The organism is Mucilaginibacter lappiensis (assembly GCF_050433765.1).
GTDB classification, from domain to species: domain Bacteria; phylum Bacteroidota; class Bacteroidia; order Sphingobacteriales; family Sphingobacteriaceae; genus Mucilaginibacter; species Mucilaginibacter lappiensis_A.
The window spans coordinates 360,722-386,122 of record NZ_JBNPWP010000005.1; the positions used below are offsets into that span (position 1 = coordinate 360,722).

The window sequence follows — 25,401 nt, forward strand, 5'->3', positions numbered from 1 at the left end:
CAGGGCGAATAGAACAGTTTAGACCCTGCATACCCGACTTGCCTGTTTAGAGATTGCTTCGTTCCTCACAATAATGTGATTATTCTTTAAAGAACCTTACCTAAACCAGCTTCACCAGCCGCTCTCCCTGTAAAACGGGGATTGCGGTTGTGATATCAACCTGCAGGCAAAAAGTTATATCTTTCTCAATACCTAATTTTTTCATTCGCTCGCCGTGCGATGTTTTTTTGAGGTACTCATCAATATCACCTTTACCCAGCTGAAAAAGATCATTGGCAGCAATGGCGGCATCATCCAACTCAAAACCTTCTGCTTTTAGCTGCTCAATAACGGCGCCTGCAAACAGGGTATCTTCCAGATTAAAGTTGTTTTTCCAGCCGGCGCATACCAGCAGTATGTTTTCATGCTGTGTTTTTAACCAGGCACTCAAAGCTGTAAGGTTTAAAAACGATCCGATAACAATTTTTTTTGCGCTGCGCGATAAATGCAGCGCGTGAGTGCCGTTGGTGGTAGTAAGCACCACGGTTTTGCCGGCAACTTTTTCGGCAGTGTATGAAAATGGCGAGTTGCCAAAATCAAAGCCATCCACTACTTTTCCGTCGCGCTCTGCTGCCAAAAGGTAATCCAGCCCTTTCTCTCTATACGCGGAACACTCCTCAACCTGTGATACCGGGATAATAGCTTCAGCACCGTTTTCAATACCATAACATATAGATGATGTTGCCCTGAAAATATCAATGATCACTACAATGTATTCTTCCACCTTGTACAGTGGTATCAACGCAGGGGTTAGGCAAACATGAGCCGACCGGCCGGCTTGTTGTTCGATATTTTTAGACATATTTTTAAATAACAAAAAGAAGAATAAACTATTGTTTATAGTTCCCCCTTCAGGGGGTTAGGGGGCTTAGACTTTATAAAAAGGTGGCTTCACAACCCTGGCCTTTACTTTATTATCCCTAATGCTGATGTAAATTTCGGCGCCTTCTTTGGCAAACTCATTTTTTACATAACCCAGGCCAATGGCCTTTTGTAAAGAGTATGATTGTGTTCCTGAAGTTACTTTTCCAATATCATTACCATCTGCATCAACAATGGGGTAATCATGACGCGGAATGCCGCGATCAATCATTTCAAAACCCACCAGCTTACGGTTTACACCGGCTTGTTTCTGAGCCTGTAAAGCATCAGAATTGGTAAAATCTTTATTGAATTTGGTTACCCAGCCCAAGCCGGCCTCCAGGGGCGAAGTAGTATCGTCAATATCGTTACCGTATAAGCAAAAACCCATTTCAAGGCGTAAGGTATCGCGGGCGCCCAAGCCAATTGGTTTTATACCGAATGGTTCGCCGGCTTTAAAAATGGCATCCCATATTTGTTCTGCATATTGGTTTTCAAAATATATCTCAAAACCACCAGCGCCGGTATAGCCGGTTGCCGAAACCAGCACATTATCCACACCGGCAAATTTTCCTTTTTTAAAGGTGTAATATTCCATTGATACCAGGTCAATATCAGTTAAGCTTTGCAAGGCTTCGGCTGCTTTTGGGCCCTGTATAGCCAGCAATGAGGTGCGGTCTGATATGTTTTTCATATCAACACCCCAGGTATTATATTTTGCTATCCAGTTCCAGTCTTTATCAATATTTGACGCGTTAACCACCAGCATATAGGTTTTTTCGTCAATACGATAAACCAACAGATCATCAACAATACCGCCATCCTCATTTGGCAGGCAGGAGTATTGCACCTTACCATCATACAGCTTTGAAGCATCATTGCTGGTAACCTTTTGGATCAGGTCAAGGGCATGGTCGCCTTTTAAAATAAATTCGCCCATGTGGCTTACATCAAAAACACCAACTGCTTTACGTACGGTTTCGTGTTCTGCATTTATCCCTGCGTATTGTACGGGCATATTATAGCCGGCAAACGGCACCATTTTGGCGCCTGTTTTAATATGTATATCGGTTAAGGCCGTGTTTTTCATCAAAATAATTTGTTTTTTAACGGAGATGAAGCTATCATAAGCGGTAGCTCATGATGGTTTCATCATCAACTTATATTGGCGCAAAAGTAATTATTCTGACCGGAATTTTGAGGGATTAACAAAACTGGTGTGCCGGTTATGTGAGCCTGGTATAAAACTCAACCAGGCTAAGGGCTACATTATTTACATCGTGGTGTTTCTCAACCAGTTTGCGTGCATTTAAACCAATATTCCTGCAATGCTCTTCATCAGTAATACAGCGCACAATAGCATCATAAAACTCTTCCTGGTTATTGGCGATGATGATATTAGTGCCGTTTTCAAAATTTATACCCTCGGCCCCAAGCGATGTTGATATGATACATTTTTGCATGGCCATACCTTCAACTATTTTTACACGCATACCACCGCCCGATAAAAGCGGAACGATCATGATGGCCTTGCTGTTTACAAATTCAAAAGCATCATCAACCTCGCCCTGAATAAATATTTTGCCCATCACCTCGTAATCATCAAACCGCTCGGGAATGTTATGGCCGGCAACGTAAAACTTTACCCGCAGGTCGCCATCGGTAAGGTCTTTATGAAAATTATCAATAAACCACTCAATGCCCTCACGATTAGGCAGCCAATCCAGCGAACCCAGGAAAAACAAGCTCGGAAACTCTGTTTTACTAAAATCTGGCTTATACTGAGTAAGGTCAATACCTACCGGAAATATTTCTACAGGGATGCTGGTACCGTATGACAGGATCGTGTTTTTATCCTCAATAGTAAAAGCCGCTATAGCATCAACCTTATTGAGCTGCTGCAGTTCATAATCCTTTACACGCCTGGCCAGCAAGCGCAGGTACCATTTTTTAAACAGATCACTTTTTTGTTGTGCCAGCCTTTGCCATACCTGGTGCTCAATATTATGGGAACGATAAACCAGCTTGGCTTTTGAGTGTTTGCGTATGGCCGTTAAATAAGGCGTTACAAACAAACCCTCAAACTGGATAACATCATAAGTGGTTTGCCGTAATTCACGTATCAATAGCTTTTCAAACTCCGCGTCATAATACCGGTCAATATCATTTGTTTTTTTGTTGAACAGGTTTGCCAGTGCATCAAACATTGATATGCTGATATCAATATTATAAGATGTATAATTTATTTTGGCAATCAGATCATCAGTGGTTTCCTGTACGCTGCCATTATATTTTTTGGCATTAAGTGCCGCCAATGATACCTCATGTCCAAGCGCAACCAATCCTTTTATGGTATTATATACCACAATGGCGTAGCCTCCATTCTGCGGAAATGGCACTCGGTGAGTTAAAATAAGAATTTTCAATGGTTGCTTGGTTTGGGTGCAAAAATACCAACCAGAAAGCCGTAATCAAAGTATCTTTAAAAAATACTTAGCTGAGGGTCTGTTACTCTGAAAGTTTTACGGTGATATGGCGTAAAACCCATTTTTAAAACCGTTTCACGGTGTTTAATAGTTGGATAGCCTTTATTGGTATGCCAGTCATACTCCGGGTGCTCGGCTGCAATCTGCAGCATGTAATCATCCCGATAGGTTTTGGCCAGTATAGATGCTGCTGCTATGCTGAAATATTTGCCATCGCCCTGAATAATACATTCATGCGGAATATTGGGGTACTTATTAAAGCGGTTACCATCAATAATTAAAAACTGCGGTGTTAGGTTAAGCTTTGCTATAGCCCGGTGCATGGCCAGGAACGAGGCATTCAAAATATTGATCTCATCAATCTCCAGATTATCAACAGATGCTACGGCATAGGCAACAGCCTTTTGTTCTATCTCGATACGCAACTGATACCGTAGTTCTTCGGTTACCTGTTTAGAGTCATTAAGCAAATGGTGGTCAAAATCATGAGGGAGTATTACTGCAGCTGCAAAAACAGGTCCGGCAAGGCAACCGCGTCCGGCTTCATCACATCCCGCCTCAATAAATTCATGCTGGTACCTGGCTGATAACATATGGGCAAATATAAATAGATAGTATCAAGTAGCGAGTATCAAGTATCAAGATTTTGAACGCCCTATAAGAATTGAAGCTGTCTTGATACTTGATACTCGCTACTTGATACTAAAAATTAAAATATCCTTAAAGTGAGCAGGGTAATATCGTCAATGGGTTTGCTTTTAAACACATGGTTCAAATGCTCTAAAAGCGCCTCATTAAAGTTATCTGGCGATAGGTGGCCATTTGCTTTTACAAAATCAAGCAGCTTGTCTTCGTTCCACACCTTTGTACTTGTCGATTCAAAGTCCATCAGCCCATCGGTATAATTAAGTATCAGGCTTCCCGGTTCCATATCTATTTCGCCTTCATTTAAAAATGGCAGATCTTCAAAAACACCTATCATGGTGGTGCCCAGTTTAAGCGGGATAGCTTCGCCATTGGCATACAAAATAGTAGGGTTATGTCCCGCATTAATATAGTTGAGCTTGCGTTTCTTTTCGTTATACCGGGCCAGGAACAAGGTTATAAACCTTTCGCCTTTGGTATTGCTCAGTACTATTTTATTCAAACGGTCAATAATGTTGGTCAGGTCATCCTCAACCGCGGCCCAGGCATGCAAGCTGGCCTGAAAGTTTGCCATGAGTAAAGCGGCCGATATCCCTTTGCCCGATACATCGGCAATACACCATAAAAACTCATTTTCATTAAGCCGTATAAAATCAAAATAATCACCGCCAATATTTTGATGCGGCAGATATTTTGCCCCTATCTCTACACTGTCATCCTTATGCATTCTTAAGGGGATCAGCATATTTTGCACCTCAACGGCCAGCTCCATTTCGCGTTGAAAACGTTCTGATTGTAAGCGTTCGCGAAATAGCTTTTTATTCTCCAACGCCACAATGATCACATTCATCAGCGTTTGTATAAAGTTCAGATCGTTGTTAAGCATTTCGCCCGATGTATTAAAATCACCGATGAGGGCGTAGGCTAAGGCTTTGCTTTTATGATATATGGGGATAAAATAATTGTATTTGGAGAGTAAAGGATCCTGATGATCTGATATAGAAATGGGCGACTTGATCTTATTTAATTTGTTACATGCCCTGTTCAGTAAAACAGCCGACTCGATATCGCCGCCATATTTAGATATACAAACAAACTTATTTTCTTTTTCAATTAAAAACCGAAGCTTGCCCACCTGAAGGTAACTTTGCAGAATCACTTCGAGCATTTGTATCAGTATAGGAGTGGCGGTGTTTTTATTAATGGCCCTGGTAATCTCCAATAGAGAATTTAATTCCGACTGTCTTTTGAGCAACAGCCTGATTAATTCGTCTTCGCCAGAACTATCGTCTATATACTGCATTTGTTATTGTGGTCTGACTAAAGTAAAAAAAATATTTTCAAATGCGTGTACTTTGTGATTTTATATCGAAGGCATCGCGCAGGCCAACAGTAACCAGGTTAAAAGCATAAACCAGTAACATAATGGCCAATCCCGGAATAATGGCAAGGTACGCCGAGTTCATGACAATATAACCATAATGTTCTTTGATCATACCGCCCCAGGTTGGCATGGGCGGCTGCGCGCCAAACCCTAAAAAGCTAAGCCCCGCTTCCAGCAATATCGCCGATGCAAAATTGGAGGATGCCAGTACCAATATAGGCCCTGTAATATTAGGTAAAATATGCCGGGTGATGATGCGCGTATTATTGAAGCCCAGCGCCCTGGCGGCTTCAATATATTCAACCTGCTTCAGACTCATTACCTGTCCGCGTACCAAACGCGCTACCTCAACCCACATGGATAAGCCCACGGCAATAAATATTTGCCATAAACCCTTACCCAATGCAAATGATATGGCTATAACCAGCAACAGCGCGGGCAATGACCATAATATGTTCATTAACCAGCTTAAACAGGCATCAATCCAGCCACCAAAGTATCCGGCAATGGCACCAATACTTACCCCAAGTAACATACTGATCATGACTGACATGAGCCCAACGGCCAGCGATATACGGGTACCCAGCAGCAAACGGCTCAGCATATCCCGCCCATAAATATCAGTACCCAGCCAAAAAGTTCGGGTACTTATTTGGTCCGCTTTAATTTTATTGGTAAAGCGCCGGTATATTTCGTTGCTTTTATTGATCGAAATTCCGGGGTTTAATAAAACCGAGCCATAATGATAGCGTGGCTTAACCCCGTTCACCACTTCAAAAATATTATAGGCTTTTTTTTCGGGCTTGTCTTCGTCGCCAATATATTCATTCACATAAATAGAGTCCTGTGCAAAATGATACCCTGTGATGGGGATGTCGCGGTAAAAGGAAGGTTGGCCAAAAAGCATTTTTTCGAAGAAACCAACCGTATCAACCGGTTCACTTTTCCTGATGTGCAACATCATAAATGAGGTCCCGGGCTTTTTAATACTCAGCTGTATGGTCATGTTATTGGCATGAGGAGATTGGTCGGGCATTATTAAATAGCCCAATATGGCTATAAGCAGGGTAAGTATAATAAAAACAAGTCCGCCAATGGCAATTTTATTGCGCTTAAAAGCATACCAGGTACGTTTTGATGGGGTGAGTTCTGCCAAGAGTTAATAGTTCTTTTTGGCTAAATATCGCTTAAATAGGCACAATTTACAAGGGCGTAAGGTAATCTTTACAAACACTTGTTATTTCACCACCCTGCCTTTCCACAAATATTTGTGATTATTGCCCATTATACCAATTACTACAAAATATACAATGTGCAGAGGTATAAGCAAAATGAGCAGGCTAACCAGGTAGGTACGTTTAAAAAACGCGGTTATGGGTAGCAAATAAATGATCTCGAACAAGTATTTCAATAAAAACTGAACCAAAAAAAGTTTAAAAAAGTAAAAGTCATAAAAGCCCAAAGTGGCATTTACCAGTAACGAAATATTAAACAGCCAGATGCATATTCCAAAGGCCACTACTTTTTTATCTTTATATTTTGTTGATTTTGATGCCCAGCGCCTCCTTTGCTGCATAAACTCCTTCAGCGTGTGCTTGGCATGGGTATAAACTATGGCTTCCGTTTGCTTTAAAAAGCCAATTTTACCCGGATAGCGCTCCGCAACCTTTTGCAACAACAATTCATCATCGCCCGATGCCAGGTCATCAATGCCCTTAAAGCCCCCAACCTCATAAAATACATCTTTACGATAAGCAAAATTTGCCCCGTTGCAGGTTGATGCCCTGCCGTTACCAATAAATGCCGCCCCAATGCCTATCAAATAACCAAACTCCAGGGTTTGCATCAGCTCAAATATTGACCGCTCTTCAAAATAAGTTACCGGCGATGATATCATAACCAGGTTATTTGTTTCATAATACCCCACAATAGATGATAACCATGCCGGCCCCATACGGCAATCAGCATCAGTAGCTACCATCAGTTCGCCGGTTGATAACTTAATTGCTTCGGCAATGGCCTTTTTCTTATAGGAGTTTAGCGCTCGCGCTTCATTCAGTTGTAGCAGCTTTACCCCCTGGTTTGCATAACTGCTAATGATGGCAGCGGTATTATCGGTAGAATGATCGTCAACAATGATCACTTCCAGCAGGTGTTTGGGGTAATCCTGTGCCAAAACATCATCAATGGTTAAACTGATCCTTTCTTCCTCATTGCGGGCGGCTATCAATACGGTAACCTTTGTTTGGAAGGAGGTAATTTTAGGGGTGGTAACTTTTACGTTGGCCCATCCGCGTATCAGGTAAATTAATAATAGCAGATAAATACCTGTTAAAAATAGCGAAACAAAACTATGCAGTGCGATCAAAGAATTTGAGTTTAAAAACGAATAAAGATCCTAAAATAGCTGGAATAATTAAATTAATGAGCCATATTGATGACACACCGGCTATAACAGCTATTTTTTGATCGGTTACGTAAGCGAATAAATGTGAGGCGGTAAAACTGCGTACACCCACATCAAGCAGATCAAGTGAGGGCACTGCCGATGTAATAAAGAAATACACAAACAACATCATCACCATCGGAAAAAATGCAAACTGCGGGATAAGCAGGTGGAATACAATGCAATACTGAATCGTAAATGTAACATAGCGGGCCATGCTAAAACCAAGTACGCGCATTAGTTCATTGGTTTTATAGCGGCCCATAATTTCAAAAAACTTATGATATTTTTTCAGGAAACCAATCCTGTCGAGCAAATTCACCAGCCATTTAATATGGAAGAAAAATATCAGCAATACGGCTAAAGTAAGGGCACATATCAGGATGATGAGACCAAACAACCATGTACTTACCGGAATGTAGACATCAACAAACCAAATTATAGCAATTAACCCTAAAAGATTTGTCATAATGATTTGGCCAAAGGCGCCTACTGCCATGGCAAAAACGCCATGAATGCGCTTTCGGTTTGGTAAAAACATTACCCGCCCGCCATACTCCCCAACGCGGTTGGGCGTTGAAATAGCCCAGGTAAGACCACAAAAAACAGCCTCGATAGATTCCCATAAGGTAATATTAACCAGCGTTTTGGTCAGATAACGCCATTTAAATGCCTCCAACAACCAGTTAACTACCATCAATAACACTACGACACCCATGGTTATTAACACATGTGTAGTATTTATTTTGCTTGTTAAAGCTTCAAACTGCTTAAAATCGTTGTTTTTTTTGTAGAACTGGTGATATATATACCATGCAGCCATTACCAATACGGCGGCTTTGAGCGATACAGAGATTATTTTTTTGGTAGAAGTAGTCAAAGTAAATTTTATGCAATGTTACAAAAAAACCGGGCAGGGATTAATCTGCCCGGTATAACATAACATAAATGCGTTTTGTTTATTTTAAACGTGCTTTTAAAAAAGTAATTGTGTTGGCGTAAGCATCTTTGGTTGCATTGCTATCATAAATAGGGTTGCTTGGGTTGGCAAAGCCGTGATCAGCATCATATTGATGCAGGTAAACTTTTTTACCGGCCTTTTTCATATCAGCATCAAACTTGGCAACAACCTTTGGGTTTATCCACTGATCTTTATTGGCAAAATTTCCTAACACATCGGCATTTAATGTTTTTAAACGGTTAACATCCTGCTCGGGCATGCCATAATACATTACGCAGCCAACCGCTTTTTTACCGGCCAGTATGCTGGTTTGCAAACTCCAACCACCACCAAAACACCAGCCAATAGTAGCAATATGTGCATTAGCGCCGGTATAAGCAATTGCACCGTTTATAATGGCTTTTGCTCGGTCTTCACTTACTGCCTGCATAAATTTGCCGGCATCCTCACGGGTAGTAGCTACTTTACCATCATAAAGGTCAAGGTCAATTATATTTACATTGTCCAGATCGTTATATATTTTTTCTGATTCGCGCTTTACAAAATCATTTAGTCCCCACCATTCATGTATAACCAGGATATAATTATTGGTTGCTTTTTTAGCTTTAAGCAGCCAGGCTATTGACTCCTTGCCATCGGCAGTTTTATAGGTTATAGAAGTGCCAACGGCACTTTGAAAACGGACAGGCAGCGGATTTTTATGCGCCATACGAAATGTAGGACTGGATGCCAGCATGGCAAATTGCCTTGTTGCCGACGGTTTACTGCAGCAAACCACCTTGCGCTGACCAAAAGCAAAAGCACCAAGGCAAATAAATAGTGTAAAGAGAATAAGTTTTTTCATGGATTGATCTTTTGAGTTGATAAATTGAGCATTATATCATAATTACGATTTTACCGCAATTGGAGTTGCCGATGTAAGAGAATAAACTTTTCAGACGAGAACTTTACTTATCAAATGGTATTATCTATCGGATATGATTAAAGATTTACGAAGTTTTAAATAACTGTCCGGAGGGATCCTGAAACAAGTTCAGGATGACCGGTATTTTTTTATTTCCTTGTCCCCAGTTATAAAATCCTGGCAATCCTTTAATCCGTTTAATCGTGGTTCAGACAAACTTATGGCACTAAACTAAGCCCGATGCATGTTTTAATGCTTCGGTAATACTGGCCGGGGCTAATTTTAATTTAAACGAATTGTAGCCGAAACCTTTAGCTCCCTGCATGGCTAGCTGTGCCGCCTGCTGAAAGCTCTCTTCAGATACCCGTTTGCCAATGAGCGATTTTTCGGCATCAAACAAGCGCCATGGTTTATGCGCTACACCGCCCATTGCCAGGCGGGCATGTCGTATAATGCCATTTTCAATATCTAAAGCCGCGGCAACAGATACCAGTGCAAACGCGTACGATTGCCTGTCGCGCACCTTTAGGTAATAGCTGTTTTTGGCAAAGTTGTTATCTGGTATTTCCACAGCTACAATCATCTCGTCGGGAGCAAGGTGGTTATCTGTTTCGGGATGGTCGCCAGGCAAGCGATGAAATTCAGTAAAAGGTAAACGGCGCTCACCTTTTTTACCCGCAATTATCACCACGCCATCCAGCGCGGCAAGGCCAACGCACATATCACTGGGGTGTACAGCTATACATTGCGTACTGGTACCAAATATGGCATGCATCCGGTTTACGCCTTCATATGCTCCGCAACCAGAACCCGGAACGCGCTTATTGCAAGGCATGGCAGTATCATAAAAATAAGTGCAACGGGTGCGTTGCATCATGTTACCACCTACGGTAGCCATGTTACGCAATTGCGGCGATGCGCCCGCTTTAAGCGCCATGGCCAAAAGCGGATGTTTATCGGCAACCAATTTGTTTTCTGATACCACACTGTTCAGGGCCAATGCCCCTATATGTAATCCGTTTTTGGTTGCTGTTATACTTTTAAGCGGCAAATGGTTTATATCAACCAGCTTATCGGGTGCAGTTACCCCGCGTTTCATCAGATCGACCAGGTTGGTGCCGCCTGCTATTATTTTTGTACCGGGTTTGTTTATTACGTCAAGTACGGCTTGCTGTGTGGCCGCACGAACATATTGGAACTGTTTCATACGGTTTGTCCTCCATCTTTTACTTCCTGTATAGCGTTCACTATATTGGGGTAGGCCCCGCAACGACAAATATTACCACTCATATATTCTCTTATCTCGGTTTCTGAACCGGCATGACCTTCGCGTATACAGGCCACTGCCGACATGATCTGGCCGGGGGTACAGTAACCGCATTGAAAACCATCGTGTTTTATAAAAGCCTCCTGCATGGGGTGTAACTTGTCACCTTTGGCTAAACCTTCAATGGTGGTGATCTTTTTACCATTCATCATAACCCCCAATGTTAAACAGGAATTTACCCGGATGCCATCCACATGCACGGTACAGGCGCCGCATTGCCCATAGTCACAGCCCTTTTTAGTACCCGTTAGATCGAGCTGTTCACGCAGTATATCCAGCAGCGTCGACCGGGGTTCAACCGAAAGATTTTGTTGTTTGCCGTTCACCTCCATTTTTAAAGGCATTTTTTCAAAAACTGCCGCTATCTTCTCATCAACATGCATAGCGGCCGCCTTTACCGCCGCTCCCGGTGTAAGGGCCACCGCAGTTAGCAATGACGATTGTTTAAGGAAATTCCTCCGTGAGCTATCCTTTACATCCAGCTCATTTTCGGGCCCGGTACAGGTTTTTTCATTTTCCATAAATAATAGGCTTAATATGATGTTAAGTTAGGGATTTTTATTAAAAAGGATAATACGTAAACAATGTTTTACAATGCCAATGGCAAACTATGCAGTCAAATAAATGTATGGAAAGTGTGTTAATCAGAAACCAGATTAAGAATGAGGGCAATATCAGGCAAGAACTGCCCGATAGTAAGTTGAACCAGCAAGAAACCGGCAACATGAATGTTTGTTAAAACAAGGGAGAAGGTATATGTTTAAAGTGATTTGCTACAGAAATCAATAAACAAATTAAATAAAGCAATTCGATTTTTTTTGATAAGGCACAGCCCTGCCGGTAAAAAACCCGCCGTTGGTAATGCCCCGAAAAACCGATAATAGGATCTATAATTAAAAATAAAACACCGGGCAATACTTAGCCGGTGTTTTATTTTAGTTTATATTTTACCAACGGCCACCACCGCCGCCACCTCTGTTATTATCTTTTGAGTAGCCGCCGCCACCACCGCTACGGTTACCGCCGCCATAGCCGCCACCGCCGCCACGGTTGCCACCATAACCACCACCACCGCCTCTGCGATCATTCGGTTTCTTTTCTTCTGCCTGGCTTACCGCTATCGATCTGCCTTTAACTTCAGAGCCGTTTAAGCCGGTAATGGCAGACTGAGCAGCTTCATCATCAGGCATTTCAACAAATCCGAAACCTTTGCTTCTTCCAGATTCTCTGTCAATAATTAGTTTTACGGTGCTTACTTCACCATACGCTTCAAAAAGCTCTTTTAAATCGGCTTCCTCTAATTGAAAAGGAAGGCTTCCTACGAATATGTTCATCAATCTTTAATTTATAATGAGCAAGATTAGTTTACTTGCCATCTTTTGTTAACATCAAATATAGTAATAGATATTCGATGATTACTGCAAGAATTTGTGAATGAACATTTTTATTTTTTTTATTAGTTAAAACAACCTTTAATTAAAACAAAATAATGTTGATTATTGTTACAAAGCGCGCTTGATTTGGTTACAAAAACCGGGAAAAATCAATTTAATTTACCAATTCAATGATGTACAGCTTCCCATTAAGGGTAAAATTTTCCCCAATTGCTTTACCAGCCAGCATCAAACCCACCGGCGAGCCCGGAGAAACCGCGAAATAGGTTTTACCATCAACCATTAAGCTGCCCGCGCTGATAGCCAGATAAAAATTTCCATTATTAGTAATGATCACACTGCCTGTTTCGGCTTTGGTGGCTGTGCCGGCAACACTGATCCTGTTAAGGGCTACCATGAGTTTATTGGCTTCATTAAGTTGGGCCAGATTGCGGTTGGTTTCCTGCTGCATCATGGCGCGGCCCGTTTCATACTTATCGCCTGCGCTGCTTTTGGTATCATCATTTGATGCTTTTTGCGCCTCTTTTATACCTAATTCAGCAGCATCCATGCTTTTACGCACATAACTTACACACTGGGCATACAATTCTTTCTTCAGATCGCTCATTTGCGGGTTTTAAAATCAATACCAAATAAAGCTTAACCAACGGACAGCTTTTTAAGTATTCAAGCAGCAAAATAAAGCATTTTTATGTGAAGAGCGGTGCACTGTAAATCCGACTTAAAATAAAAGCCCCCTTGCACTCGCTGCTTGGGGGCTTTAAACCTAAACCTTATCACTATTTGCAGGTGTGAACCTACAAAGTAGATAAACGTTAAAAATGGGCAAATTGGTATACGAACATGTCACTAATTGACAAAATAATGATAATTCGGTTAATTTTGATTTCTTTTTAGTTAATTATCAGGACTTTACGCCTTGTATTACGCTCAATACATTTTTTAAATTAACAAAATATCCGTTTAGATAGATATAAAAAAACAAACGCGCCTGCTGGTTTAACCCCGCAGACGCGTTAAAAACATATGGATACAATTACTTATACATTTTCCATGCCATAATGCTTCAACACATCGGCAGGTACACCTGTCCACTTGTTTGGAGCATTACCGGCATAGCCAACATCTTTAACACCTATTTCGCTGGTGAAAAAGCCCGAAGCGGTTAAATCGCGCATGCGGTTAAAAAAAGCAACGCCTTGAGCCATTTCAGGTTTGGCTTTTTTAGGATAGGCTATCATGTCTACCAGTTCTATCTGCTGGGCTTTGGAGCTATCGGTAAAAGTTTTACCAAAACGATTTAAGCATTGCATATCCAGCCAGCGTAAACCTCCCCGCATTGGGGTTTGATGGTCGGGTATGTCTTTTACAATAAATTCAATAAAATCGGGCACTTTAGCGTCTGATGCGCTGCCTGATTTTTCGTCCTTAGGGATAATAATATCAGCAAGCAGGGTTATTGTAGCCATTTCGGCTGCTGTAAAAAACTTGTCTGCATTTAGTTTTTTATCCCGCTCAACTTCAAAGGGCTGGCGTCCGGCTTCTGCTCCGGTGGTCGGTACAGCTTCTTCGGCTGCTTTTTTATTGTCGGTTTTACAGGCTTCCAGTAATAATCCTGCTGAAAGTGTGCTTAAGCCTAATGCTTTAAGGGAGTCACGTCTGTTCATAATAAATTGCTATAGGTGGCTTGTTAAACGTTTAATTTTTTTCTTTCCTGTAAAATATATTCCGCGGTACGCATAGACATGGCCAGGATTGTCCAGGTAGCATTTTTATCGCCCTGCTGAACAAACGGAGCGGCATCGACTACAAAAAGATTTTTACAGTCATGCGCCTGGCACCATTTATTTAAGGCCGATTTTTTAGGATCGTCGCCCATGCGGATGGTACCCACTTCGTGGATGATCTTTCCGGGAGCTTCCAAACCGTAATTGGTTTCAGGGCCTTGCGGACCACCGTAAATCGCGCCCATATTATGCATAATTTCCTGGAAAGTTTCCTGCATGTGCTTGGCTTGTTTTATCTCGTCATCAGCCCATTTATAGTGGAAACGTAATACCGGGATACCATATTTATCAACCACGTTGGGATCTATTTCGCAATAGTTATCATAACGGGCAATGGCAGTACCACGACCGGCCATACCAAACTGGGTACCGTAAAAACGACGGTAATCATCTTTTAACGACGCGCCATAACCGCCGGCTTCTTTTGTTTTTCCATCGCGATCCGGCACCATGCCATTCATATTTTGAATCCCGTGGCCAAAGCCATAAGAAGGCATATGTAAACCGCCGCCATATTCAATATGGTAACCACGCGGAAAGTCGAGTTTTTTATTATCAAGCCACCATGGCGAGTAGATGTGTACGCTGCCTGCACCATCTTCATTGTACCGCTTACGGTCAAGTAATTGCGGAAGGAAACCACCCGCGCTTGATCCGGTTGAGTCATGCAGGTACCGGCCTACAACACCACTGCTGTTAGCCAATCCGCCTGGATGTTCTGCCGATTTTGAGTTAAGCAAGATCCTTGCTGATTCGCCCGCGCTGGCACCAAGTATTACCGTTTTGGCATTTACCTGGTACTCCTGCATATCGTCTTTATTAATGTATGATACACCGGTAGCCAAACCTTCTTTATTGGTGATCACTTCCCTAACCATGGCATTGGTGATTACCTTTAAGTTGCCTGTTTTAATAGCAGGTATTACCAAACATGATGATGCCGAGAAATCGCCATAAATTTTACAGCTGCGACCGCACTGGCCACAAAAGAAACAGGCGCCGCGATCTTTGTTGTTAGGCAAAGCTTCGGTCAAAACCGCGCCACGACCAGGTATAATTTTCACACCCGCCTTTCTGGCGCCCTTAACAATATAAAGCTCATTAAGCCTTGGTTTTGGCGGAGGCAAAAAGATACCATCGGGCTCATTCTCCAAACCTTCTTTTGAGCCATAAACACCAATTAAACGGTCAACCTTATCATAATATGGTTTCACGTCATCATAGGTTATTGGCCAATCGTCGGTAAGGCCATCCCTGCTCTTAAAATCATGCGGCCCCATACGCAGTGAAATACGCCCCCAGTGATTAGTACGGCCGCCCAGCATACGTGAGCGGAACCAGAAAAACTCGGTTTTATCTTTGGTGGTATAAGGCTCACCGTCCAATTCCCAGCCGCCATAAGCGGCGTCAAAATCGCCAAATGGGCGGGTAGTTCCCGCACCGCGGCGCGGTGATTCCCATGGCCATTTTAATTGCTGTGAATCTTTAGCCGGATCAAAGTATGCACCCGCCTCCAGCATTAACACTTTTACACCGGCATTGGCTAAAACATAACCAGCCATACCACCACCGGCACCTGATCCAACAATTACTACGTCGTAAGTAGTTGTGGATTTTTTGATTTGTAGATCGCTCATATGATATTAAATGTATCTTCTGTAAGGAGAAGAAAATGCCTACGCAATGTAATGCATCTGCATTAATTTAGTTTTATGGTATAAATATATTTAACCCTATGCGTTAAACATATTAATGTTTAAAATTATTATAGTTGCTTAATAGAAATGTTGCGGAATGCTACCTCATGGTTATGATCCTGCAGTGCAATATGGCCCTTAGGGTATTTTGCAAAATCTGTCCAGGTTTTAAACTTGCTGTTATTTAGCATTTCTTTCCATTCGCTGCCGCCCATCTCTGTTTCAACGATCTTGGTGCCGTTTAACCAAAATGTAAGATGGCCATCTTTTTTACGCAATACTACTGAATTCCACTCACCGGCCGGCTTTGCAACATCTGCCGAAGGGGCTTTCATATCATATAAGGAACCTGCAAGATGGTTGGCTTTTTTGTTATCAGTGGCATTTTTATTATCAAGCACCTGCATTTCAACACCTGTTTCATAGGTTTCCTTAAATTTAGGATCTTCATGAACGCCAAAAATGATCCCGCTGTTACCGGTGTTAGAAATTTTCCAATCAATTTTCAATTCGTAATTTTCGTATTCATTGTCGGTAACCAGGTCGCCTTGTCCTTCGGCATTGGGGTCAAGCTGTAATGCACCGTCAACAACTTTCCATGCTCCGGCTCCGGTTTTTAAATAGGTGTGCCAGCCGGTAGTTGTTTTACCGTCAAATAACGACTGGTAGCCTTTGGTTTGTGCCGATACCGCAAAATGCAGGGCAGGGACAGCCAGAAGGCCCAAAAAGATCTTTTTCATCATAAATTTTTTAGAATTAGTTAAGATATAACCATTAGGTTGGGTTAAATATATCCGCTTTTTTTCAATGCTAAAACGATTATATGAAAAATAAATTACAAATAGCTATGGCGAGCAATGTAAAAATGTGGTTATATAAAATTATGGTGCTTTTTGGGCTTAATGTTTATGAAAATCAAACGACAGGCTCGATGCCAAACCTATGGTTATATAACCATAGCTATCCTCAAAAAATTGGTTATAATCATCCTGTCCGCGGTAGCCACCACCAAACATCAGGGCAGCACCTGGCATAAAAGGGAACTGATAATAATACCTGAGGCTTACGTTAAGTCGTTTTTTAAGATCTATGGCCGAGTAATTATCATACTTATCGGCAATGTAGGCAAAATCGAACCTGATGCGCTGCCAGTTTTTGTAGTTTTTTTTACCTTTTTCTAACGGATCATCATACGCTTTGGCAAAATTATACATGCGGCTGCCATTAACCCTTATAAAACCATAATGGTCTTTTAGCCCTTCAGATACGCCAAGGCCAAATAAGCCGGCGTGTACTTCAAGAGCAAGGTTATCATACCGGTTAATAATGAGACCCTCTTTGTCGATACGTTTCCCTGTATAATAAGTTAGTGTGTAAAAGTTGGTGGTAAATTTTCCGCTATCGCGGTTAAAGCTGCCATCGGGGTTTAAAGATGGCCCCCTTACGCCATTAGAGTGGTGCGAGTACCCAAACGACAGGAATTTAGGGTTGTAGGTATCTTCATTTAACCTGTAAAACACCGTTGCACCCGGCATAAAACTTGGCGACTTTACCGGCGCACCCCTTGTAGCCAGCAAACGCAGTTTAACCCTTGCCGTAAATACAGCAAAAAAGCGGGACTTGGGCGTGCTGAACAAAACAAAGTTAGGAGCCAAATCGGCCGTTAGCTGGGTTTTTACCTTGTTAAAATAATCATTACCTCCCTCTGATACCCTTAGGTTTTGCATAAAAATATCATCAAATGCATTGTTGATCAGACGCTTTTTGAGTAGCACTGAATCAGCAAGGGTATCGGCAGCTGCCGTATAGGATTGTTTTGGTGTTATACTGCGGGCCATTAATTCGCCAGGCAAAGCGAGGCAAAACATGCAGAAAATTAGGTTTAAAGCAGCAGTAAATTTTATATAAGGGACAGCGTTCTTTAACACTGCTTTAAGGGATAAAACGGGGACCAATTTGATGCGGATCATTCGACCGGTATAAATGAATTAAAATCAATTGCTGTTAACACTAATTATGTTAAAATACTGTTAACAATTGCGCTGGCAATATTAGATATTATTCTTTTTTAAGTGGCATATTCCGTGTCAAGCAAACGTAAAAGCTATCAGGGTCAATTTAAGTTTTTAGCGGGGTGCAAAAATATTAAACGGCTGTATTGTTGATATTTATAGTTTACGCAGCGTTTGGTTTTTAATTCTGTTTTGTTATATTTGATCAAAGCCAATCCTCCAATTTAACCTATGTATCATGATAAAAGTTTCAAATATCCTTGCGCGCAAAGGCGTTAACGTAATTACCATTGATGCTGATACGTCTGTTTTAGATGCATTAAAATTAATGGCCGATAAAAACATCGGCTCGGTAGTAGTTATGGAAGACGATGAATATGTTGGCCTGCTTACCGAAAGGGATTACGCCAGGAAGGTTATCCTGAAAGGAAAATCATCGCATGAAACCCTTGTAAGGGAGATCATGAGCACCGGGCTGCCACGTATAATCCCCCAAAACACAATTGAAACCTGTATGCAGATCATGAGCGAAAACAACATCCGCTATTTGCCTGTATTTATTGATGATAGCTTAAGCGGCATCATATCTATCAATGACCTGGTTACTGAAACCATACTTTCACAGTTAGAAACCATTGAGCATTTGAAGAGTTATATACATTCTTAGTATCAATTATTTCCAGGATGTAAAACAGACAAACGCCCTGTGCTATTAAAACACAAGGCGTTAGTCTCTATTATCCATCGTTTTGGGAATGTCATTGAATCACTTCGCTGATCTGAATAAGTGGGGTGGTATTGGTGTACTTAGGAAAATCAGCTTTGATTTCATCCGCATGCAGTGCACGGGCGTTCTCGTAATCAGAAAGCTTGTCAAAATACAAATAACCAATTGCCAGAAACGGAGCAGGCTCATTAATCGCTCTGCCTGATATTCCTTTATCAATAGCGTAAATTTTCAGGTTAAAAAACTTCGCCATCAGGGGCATATGTTTCTGGGTATAATAGTCCATGTCAAATGTTTTTCCCTCTCCATTTGGGTAAAGGACGGTTACTTTGAACATGCCCTTTTTTACCTGGGGAACATCTTTTGTTTGAGCTTGCAGGCAACTTAAAGAAAGTCCGAAAAATAAGAGGAGCAAAATAGTTTTTGTTTTCATTTTTATACGTTTTAAGGTTAAATTAAAGATAGCAAAAAAATGTTATCCCGATTTTTAGAGGCTTATAACCAACGGCTTGCGCTCGTTTGCAACGCGTGCAAGCAGAGCGCCCTCTTCCCGGCGAAGCCGAAAAGAGGGAAGACAAACGTAGCGATGTTAGGGCGCGTAACCGCTTCCACACCTACTATCCTGTTTAATTGCTATTTAAACAACAAATTTTCATACCTTGCATAATTTACCAGCAACATATAGTGACGTTTCAGGATTTTAATTTCAACGAACAATTATTCGAAGGCATACAAAGTATGGGGTTTACCACTCCTACGCCTATACAGGAAATGGCCATCCCGGTTGTTTTAAAAGGACAGGATCTTATTGCCTGCGCGCAAACCGGCACCGGTAAAACAGGAGCTTATTTACTGCCGGTTTTAAACCATATCAGCGGTACACCTAAACACCATACAAGTGCGCTTGTTTTAGCGCCAACCCGTGAACTGGCCCAGCAAATTGACCAGCAGGTTGAGGGATTAGCCTATTTTACAGGCGTAAGCTCTTTAGCTGTATTTGGCGGGGGCGACGGCATGGCTTACGAGCAGCAACGCAGGGGTATCCAGAATAATGTAAATATTATAATTGCCACACCAGGCCGGTTAATAGCCCACCTTACATCGGGCGTGTTAAAGCTTAACCACTTAACCCACCTGATATTGGACGAGGCCGACCGCATGCTTGACATGGGTTTCTCTGACGATATTATGAAGATCATCAGCTACCTGCCTAAAACCAGGCAAACGCTGTTGTTTTCGGCAACCATGCCAGGGCGTATCCGCTCGCTGGCCAAAGCCATTCTGAAAGAACCGCAACAGATCAATATTGCCATTTCGCAACCTGCTGTAGGTATTGATCAGCAGATCTATCGCCTGCACGACCAACAAAAAACACCTTTATTGCAGCTTATCCTGCGCGATTCGGCCTATGCGAGCACTATTATTTTTGCATCGAGAAAAGAGATCGTAAAATCATTATACAAAGAGCTTAAGGCCATAAAAATTAATGCCAACGCTTTTCACTCCGATCTGGAGCAAAAGGAGCGGGAAGAGATATTGCTGAAATTTAAAAACAAACAACTACCCGTTATTATTGGTACCGATGCCCTGTCGCGCGGTATTGATGTGGAGGGGATAGACCTGGTTATCAATTATGATGTTCCGGGCGATCCGGAAGATTATATTCACCGCATTGGCCGTACAGCACGCGCCGCAACTACCGGTACAGCCATAACCTTTGTTAATCATCGTGACGAGCGTAAGCTTAAAAATATTGAGCAACTGATTGAAAAACCTATCCGCCTGGTAGGTTTGCCTGATGAGCTGGCCTCTATACAGCCACACCCCGTTCAGCAGCATGACCGCACCGATGCTAAAAATAAGCCCAACAGGCGCTTTAACAAAAAGAAACCCAAAAGAACAACTTAATAACAAATGAAGGGCATCACTAAAAAGCTGCTTTTAAAGGTGATATTGGGTGCCGCGCTTGCTGCACCCTCCGTTAATGCTTTTGCGCAGGACAAAAAAACATCAGGTAACCCGGTTGTTGAAGGATGGTACGCCGATCCGGAAGCTAAAATATTCCATAAACAATATTGGTTATATCCAACATACTCTGCCAAATACAATGAGCAGGTATTTATGGATGCCTTTTCATCGCCCGATCTGGTGCATTGGACCAAACACAGCCATATTGTTGATACAAGCGGCGTTAAATGGGTAAAGCGGGCCTTATGGGCACCAGCAGTTACCGAAAAAGACGGCAAGTATTACTTGTTCTTCGGAGCCAATGACATCCAGAATAATAATGAAAAAGGCGGTATAGGCGTCGCGGTAAGTGATAATCCCGGCGGTCCGTTTAAAGATTACCTGGGCAAACCGCTTATTGACCAGATCATTAACAAAGCCCAGCCCATTGATCAGTTTGTTTTTAAAGACGATGACGGTCAGTATTACATGATATACGGCGGCTGGGGGCAATGCAATATTGTAAAACTAAAGAATAACTTTACCGGCGTTGTACCATTTGAGGATGGTGTAACCTATAAAAAGATAACCCCCGAAGGCTATGTGGAAGGACCGGTAATGTTTAAACGCAATGGCAAATATTATTTTATGTGGAGCGAGGGCGGCTGGACCGGTCCCGACTACCGCGTAGCCTATGCCATTGGCGATACACCATTCGGGCCGTTTAAGCGCATTGGCACCATCCTGAAACAGGATGCCAGCATTGCCACCGGTGCGGGCCATCACTCCGTGATCAATGTACCGGGTACGGATGAATGGTATATTGTATACCACCGCCGGCCACTAACCGAAACCAATGCTAACCACCGCGTAATGTGTATTGATAAAATGTACTTTGATGCCGATGGCAATATCAAGCCGGTTAAGATCACTAATGAGGGGGTAGCAGCAAGGTTGTTGAAGTAGGGAAAAAGATTTGTCATCCTGAGTTATCAAAACCAGCAGTACCTAAAGGATAAATGACGTATAAAGCGGAGGGCTGTGCGATTTCCCTCTTGAGAGGGGTGGAGGGGTGTGTCCTTTTCATCGCGCATATAAACATACCCCTGCCACCCTCGATTCCTACGCGCCCCCTCTCAAGAGGGAAACTAAAAACAAACACGTCATGGGTAGCTTTAAACTGATTCATATAATATGTTGTCATTATGAGCGCAGCAATCTTATCATGCAGGCTACACAAGCAAAGTTCATTACTTGTCCTATGAGATTATTAATGTTGTGTTTGTTTTTAATTGCATTAATGAGCTCCCTATGGTCGGTTGCCGCGCTACGCTCGCAATGACATATTAGTTATATTAGTTAATTATTGTACTAAAACAGCCCGTGGATAACATAGCGAAGGATCTGCGAGATGCATGTTTACGATTAGATCCTTCGTTCCTCAGGATGACAAGAGGAGAATATAAGAAAGACCTTTACTCTAAGCCTGTTGAAGACTCGCGTGCAGAGGCCTTTGCCCGCTATGCTTCGACAAGCTCCACATGACAGCCAACACTAACATCACTCAACCTTTACCCCCATTCTCCCCGTCAGCAGATAAGCTTCGGGCGAAAGCAGGCAGAACATGGTGGGTTGTGTGACTGGGAGGGGCATTAGCAATTTTGCCGAAGCGATGGCTACGAGCGAACGAAGTGGAGGCAAAATTAAGCAGCCCGTGGTTCTAACAGATTTGCAGGGTAAGGGCCTCGTGCGTAAAGAAGCATTTCTGCTGACTTGATCTTTTGGTTACTTTTGTATCAAGACAAAAGTAACAGCCTCAGCGGCAATTGAGCGCTCTACGATATGCATTATTCGCTCTGTATAGCTTAGAGATTGCTTCGTTCCTCGCAATGACGCGCGGGGAAGGTTATTTTCTATTCGCTCTGTATAGCATAGAGATTGCTTCGTACCTCGCAATGACGGGAGAAAAGTTTTTCTGTTTTTTCTCTACTTATCGGGGATTGCTTCGTTCCTCGCAATGACGCGTGGAAAGAGGCTGAAACTACCCAAACAACTCACTGCTCAAATACCTGTCGCCGCGGTCGCAGCAAACAAAAACAATTACGCCCTCTTTAAGTTCCTGCGCCAGTTTAATAGCGGCAGATAATGCGCCGCCACTGCTCATCCCTGCAAAAATCCCCTCAACCTTAGCCAGTTTGCGCGACATTTGGACGGCATCTTCTTCCGATATATCCATTACCCTGTCAACCCGGGTGGCATCAAATATTTTTGGCAAATAAGCCTCGGGCCAGCGGCGTATGCCGGGGATGGATGAGCCTTCGGTAGGCTGGCAACCAACTATTTGTATGTCCTTATTTTGCTCTTTTAAATACCGCGAGCAACCCATAATAGTACCCGTAGTACCCATAGCACTTACAAAGTGGGTTATTTTGCCTTCTGTATCGCGCCATATTTCGGGGCCGGTAGTTTTCACATGGGCCATATAATTATCAGGATTAGCAAATTGGTTCAGTAAAAAATAACCGGCAGTAGTGCCTTTTTCTTCGGCATAATCCCGGCATTGCTCAATACCCTCCAGCAAGGTTACTTTAGCACCAAAAGCTTCCATGGTAAGCGTACGCTCACGGGTGGAGTTTGATGGCATTACCAGTTCAATTTCCAGGTTAAACAAACGGGCTATCATGGCCAGGGCTATCCCGGTGTTACCGCTGGTAGCTTCAATCAGTTTAGTGCCAGGCTTTATATCACCGCGCTCAACAGCACTTCTGATCATGTTTAACGAAGCCCGGTCCTTAACGCTGCCGCCAGGGTTATTACCCTCTAACTTGGCGTATATTTTTACATCGGGATTAGGGTTTAACTTCTTTATTTCAACCAGTGGTGTGTTGCCTATAATATCAATTATACCAGCCATAATATGTTTTCAATAGTATATGAATAAATTATTTCTTCCTGCCAAATAGGCGCCTGCTCAAACTTGTCAATATCCGGTGATTGGGCGTATGATACACCCTTGAATTTGGCGGCAGGCTTTTGGTTAGCCACACATTACCGCCAATAATGCTATCACGCCCTATAACTGTTTCGCCACCTAATATGGTAGAACCTGAATATATGACCACATTATCTTCAACCGTTGGGTGGCGCTTGGTGTTGGCCATACTCTTGTCAACACTTAAAGCGCCCAGGGTTACGCCCTGGTACAATTTTACATGATTGCCAATTTTACAACTTTCGCCTATTACTATCCCTGTGCCATGATCAATATAAAAATACTCGCCGATCTGGGCGGCAGGGTGTATATCAATACCTGTTTTTGAGTGCGCGTATTCGGTTAGTATCCTTGGTATCAATGGTACATCATCCATATATAAACTATGCGCCAGGCGATACAACGATATAGCAAAAAAGCCCGGATAAGTACGCACCACCTCAAACTCGCTGCGGGCAGCCGGATCGCCATTAAATATAGCCTGAATGTCGGTGTTCAGCACTTGATAAAGCAGGGGTAGCTGTTCAAAAAACCTGCTGGCCCGTTTTTTATTATTACCATCGGCACAGGCCTTTGTAACCTCCATAATATGGAACAGCTCATTCTCCAGCAGTGTAAATTCGGCTTTCAACGCTTCAACATCGGCAAATACTTTCCCGGTTTGTTCAGGATATAGTAAATGGATAACCTGGAGCGCCCATTTAGTAATTTCTTTGTTAGACGGGACAGCTTCAAGGTTTTGCTGTTTGTTAAAAATTTGCTGATAAAACTCCTGGCTCATGTTTTACAATGGGTTGTTTTGGATAACAACTATTTAAACTACAAGTTTATGGAAAAGAATGTGTTTTACATGTAAAAAGACCTTGATAATTAGTCTGTAATAATATGTATACATAAAAGCAACTTTATTTTATCTTGTTACCTTTAATTTATTATAACCAATCATGAAAAGACGATCATTTGTAAAGGCATCCATTTTAACCGGCGCCGCAGCAAGTATATTACCCCATAGCAGTATGGCAGCAACGGAAAAAGAAAAAAAAGGTACAGAGTTTTACGAGTTGCGTACCTATATTTTAAAAAACGAAACGCAGCAAAAACTGGTTGAAGACTATTTTAAAAACGCTGCCATCCCGGCACTAAATAAATTGGGCAGTAAAAATATAGGTGTATTTACTGAACTTAAACCCGAAGGCCAAACTAAAATTTATGCCCTGATACCTTTTAACAGTCTTACCGATTTTTTAAACGTACAGGAAAAACTTAACCTCGACCCGGCTTATCTTGAAAAAGGTGCTCCTTATTTAACCGCGCCGGCCACCGAACCCGCTTATGAACGTATAGAAAGCTCGCTGTTAAAAGCCTTTGCGCACATGCCCCAAATGCAGGTACCAAAACAAAGTCCGCGGATTTTTGAGCTGCGCCGGTATGAGCATGCTACCGAAAGTGCGGGTAAAAAGAAACTGGAAATGTTTAATGATGCCGGCGAGATTGATATTTTTAAAAAGCTTGGTTTTAACCCCGTGTTTTTTGGCGAAACCATTATCGGCGACCATCGCCCCAACCTGATTTATATGATCACTTTTGACGATCTGGATGCTAAAGCCGCGCACTGGAAGGCCTTTGGCAGCGATCCGGAGTGGAAAAAGGTAAGCAGTATCCCTGATTATGCCGATGCTAAGCTGGTATCGCACATTACATCAACATTGTTACAGCCCGTTAATGGGTCGCAGGTTTAAACCATTCAATTAAAATTACGTCTTTTGCTTTAGTGTTCATAATACACTATATT

Annotated in this window: 24 protein-coding genes; 4 read left to right on the forward strand and 20 right to left on the reverse strand. The window is 42.3% G+C overall.

Annotation, left to right across the window (positions count from 1 at the left end; all coding sequences use genetic code 11):
- Window positions 1-100: 100 nt before the first annotated feature.
- The 17 genes from M2273_RS17915 to M2273_RS17995 form a co-directional block, all read right to left on the reverse strand.
- Window positions 101-841 carry a 2-phosphosulfolactate phosphatase gene (locus M2273_RS17915; RefSeq protein WP_429399125.1) on the reverse strand — a complete coding sequence of 247 codons (741 nt, stop codon included), beginning with the start codon at window positions 839-841 and terminating at the stop codon, window positions 101-103.
- A 66-nt stretch (window positions 842-907) separates the two neighbouring features.
- Window positions 908-1,990 carry a glycine cleavage system aminomethyltransferase GcvT gene (gcvT, locus tag M2273_RS17920; RefSeq protein WP_429399126.1) on the reverse strand — a complete coding sequence of 361 codons (1,083 nt, stop codon included), beginning with the start codon at window positions 1,988-1,990 and terminating at the stop codon, window positions 908-910.
- 136 nt (window positions 1,991-2,126) lie between these two features.
- Window positions 2,127-3,299 (reverse strand): glycosyltransferase family 4 protein, encoded by a 1,173-nt coding sequence (locus M2273_RS17925; RefSeq protein ID WP_429399127.1) that lies wholly within the window; start codon window positions 3,297-3,299, stop codon window positions 2,127-2,129.
- Between the two features lie 83 nt (window positions 3,300-3,382).
- Window positions 3,383-3,979 (reverse strand): ribonuclease HII, encoded by a 597-nt coding sequence (locus M2273_RS17930; RefSeq protein WP_429399128.1) that lies wholly within the window; start codon window positions 3,977-3,979, stop codon window positions 3,383-3,385.
- Window positions 3,980-4,095: 116 nt separating this feature from the next.
- Window positions 4,096-5,334, reverse strand: coding sequence for a PP2C family protein-serine/threonine phosphatase (locus M2273_RS17935; protein ID WP_429399129.1), 1,239 nt, complete (start codon window positions 5,332-5,334; stop codon window positions 4,096-4,098).
- 37 nt (window positions 5,335-5,371) lie between these two features.
- The gene (locus M2273_RS17940) at window positions 5,372-6,571 is read right to left on the reverse strand and encodes an ABC transporter permease (protein ID WP_429399130.1); all 1,200 of its coding nucleotides are present in this window, start codon (window positions 6,569-6,571) and stop codon (window positions 5,372-5,374) included.
- Between the two features lie 81 nt (window positions 6,572-6,652).
- Window positions 6,653-7,783, reverse strand: coding sequence for a glycosyltransferase family 2 protein (locus M2273_RS17945; RefSeq protein WP_429399131.1), 1,131 nt, complete (start codon window positions 7,781-7,783; stop codon window positions 6,653-6,655).
- Window positions 7,767-8,741 carry a hypothetical protein gene (locus tag M2273_RS17950; protein ID WP_429399132.1) on the reverse strand — a complete coding sequence of 325 codons (975 nt, stop codon included), beginning with the start codon at window positions 8,739-8,741 and terminating at the stop codon, window positions 7,767-7,769. Before M2273_RS17950 ends, M2273_RS17945 begins: the two co-directional genes overlap by 17 nt.
- A 79-nt stretch (window positions 8,742-8,820) precedes the next feature.
- Window positions 8,821-9,666 carry a dienelactone hydrolase family protein gene (locus M2273_RS17955; RefSeq protein ID WP_429399133.1) on the reverse strand — a complete coding sequence of 282 codons (846 nt, stop codon included), beginning with the start codon at window positions 9,664-9,666 and terminating at the stop codon, window positions 8,821-8,823.
- 286 nt (window positions 9,667-9,952) lie between these two features.
- On the reverse strand, window positions 9,953-10,933 hold the full coding sequence (locus tag M2273_RS17960) for an FAD binding domain-containing protein (protein ID WP_429399134.1): 981 nt from the start codon (window positions 10,931-10,933) through the stop codon (window positions 9,953-9,955).
- Window positions 10,930-11,574, reverse strand: a complete 645-nt coding sequence (locus M2273_RS17965) for a (2Fe-2S)-binding protein (protein WP_429399135.1) — start codon at window positions 11,572-11,574, stop codon at window positions 10,930-10,932. The genes M2273_RS17960 and M2273_RS17965 overlap by 4 nt, the downstream gene beginning before the upstream one ends.
- Before the next feature lie 426 nt (window positions 11,575-12,000).
- On the reverse strand, window positions 12,001-12,387 hold the full coding sequence (locus M2273_RS17970) for an RNA recognition motif domain-containing protein (protein ID WP_429399136.1): 387 nt from the start codon (window positions 12,385-12,387) through the stop codon (window positions 12,001-12,003).
- 214 nt (window positions 12,388-12,601) lie between these two features.
- Window positions 12,602-13,054, reverse strand: coding sequence for a 3-oxoacyl-ACP synthase (locus M2273_RS17975; protein ID WP_429399137.1), 453 nt, complete (start codon window positions 13,052-13,054; stop codon window positions 12,602-12,604).
- A 433-nt stretch (window positions 13,055-13,487) separates the two neighbouring features.
- Window positions 13,488-14,114 (reverse strand): gluconate 2-dehydrogenase subunit 3 family protein, encoded by a 627-nt coding sequence (locus M2273_RS17980; RefSeq protein WP_429399138.1) that lies wholly within the window; start codon window positions 14,112-14,114, stop codon window positions 13,488-13,490.
- A gap of 23 nt (window positions 14,115-14,137) precedes the next feature.
- Entirely contained in the window at window positions 14,138-15,871 is a 1,734-nt protein-coding gene (locus M2273_RS17985) for a GMC family oxidoreductase (protein ID WP_429399139.1), read from the reverse strand.
- Between the two features lie 128 nt (window positions 15,872-15,999).
- Window positions 16,000-16,674 (reverse strand): 3-keto-disaccharide hydrolase, encoded by a 675-nt coding sequence (locus M2273_RS17990; RefSeq protein ID WP_429399140.1) that lies wholly within the window; start codon window positions 16,672-16,674, stop codon window positions 16,000-16,002.
- A gap of 156 nt (window positions 16,675-16,830) precedes the next feature.
- Entirely contained in the window at window positions 16,831-17,901 is a 1,071-nt protein-coding gene (locus M2273_RS17995) for a hypothetical protein (RefSeq protein WP_429399141.1), read from the reverse strand.
- A gap of 280 nt (window positions 17,902-18,181) precedes the next feature.
- Here M2273_RS17995 and M2273_RS18000 point away from each other — a divergent pair, with 280 nt between their 5' ends.
- Entirely contained in the window at window positions 18,182-18,610 is a 429-nt protein-coding gene (locus M2273_RS18000) for a CBS domain-containing protein (RefSeq protein WP_429399142.1), read from the forward strand.
- A gap of 91 nt (window positions 18,611-18,701) precedes the next feature.
- On the opposite strand, the gene M2273_RS18005 is transcribed toward M2273_RS18000, so the two are convergent.
- Entirely contained in the window at window positions 18,702-19,103 is a 402-nt protein-coding gene (locus M2273_RS18005; protein WP_429399143.1) for an EthD family reductase, read from the reverse strand.
- A gap of 251 nt (window positions 19,104-19,354) precedes the next feature.
- Here M2273_RS18005 and M2273_RS18010 point away from each other — a divergent pair, with 251 nt between their 5' ends.
- Entirely contained in the window at window positions 19,355-20,578 is a 1,224-nt protein-coding gene (locus tag M2273_RS18010) for a DEAD/DEAH box helicase (RefSeq protein ID WP_429399144.1), read from the forward strand.
- A gap of 6 nt (window positions 20,579-20,584) precedes the next feature.
- On the forward strand, window positions 20,585-21,583 hold the full coding sequence (locus M2273_RS18015) for a glycoside hydrolase family 43 protein (protein WP_429399145.1): 999 nt from the start codon (window positions 20,585-20,587) through the stop codon (window positions 21,581-21,583).
- Window positions 21,584-22,658: 1,075 nt separating this feature from the next.
- Here the strand turns inward: M2273_RS18015 and cysM are convergent.
- Together cysM and epsC are read right to left on the reverse strand one after the other, a co-directional pair.
- Window positions 22,659-23,531, reverse strand: a complete 873-nt coding sequence (gene cysM, locus M2273_RS18020) for a cysteine synthase CysM (RefSeq protein ID WP_429399146.1) — start codon at window positions 23,529-23,531, stop codon at window positions 22,659-22,661.
- A 28-nt stretch (window positions 23,532-23,559) separates the two neighbouring features.
- Entirely contained in the window at window positions 23,560-24,390 is an 831-nt protein-coding gene (gene epsC / locus M2273_RS18025; RefSeq protein ID WP_429399147.1) for a serine O-acetyltransferase EpsC, read from the reverse strand.
- Window positions 24,391-24,553: 163 nt separating this feature from the next.
- Between epsC and M2273_RS18030 the strand changes: the two genes are divergently transcribed.
- On the forward strand, window positions 24,554-25,348 hold the full coding sequence (locus M2273_RS18030; protein WP_429399148.1) for an NIPSNAP family protein: 795 nt from the start codon (window positions 24,554-24,556) through the stop codon (window positions 25,346-25,348).
- Window positions 25,349-25,401: the final 53 nt, after the last annotated feature.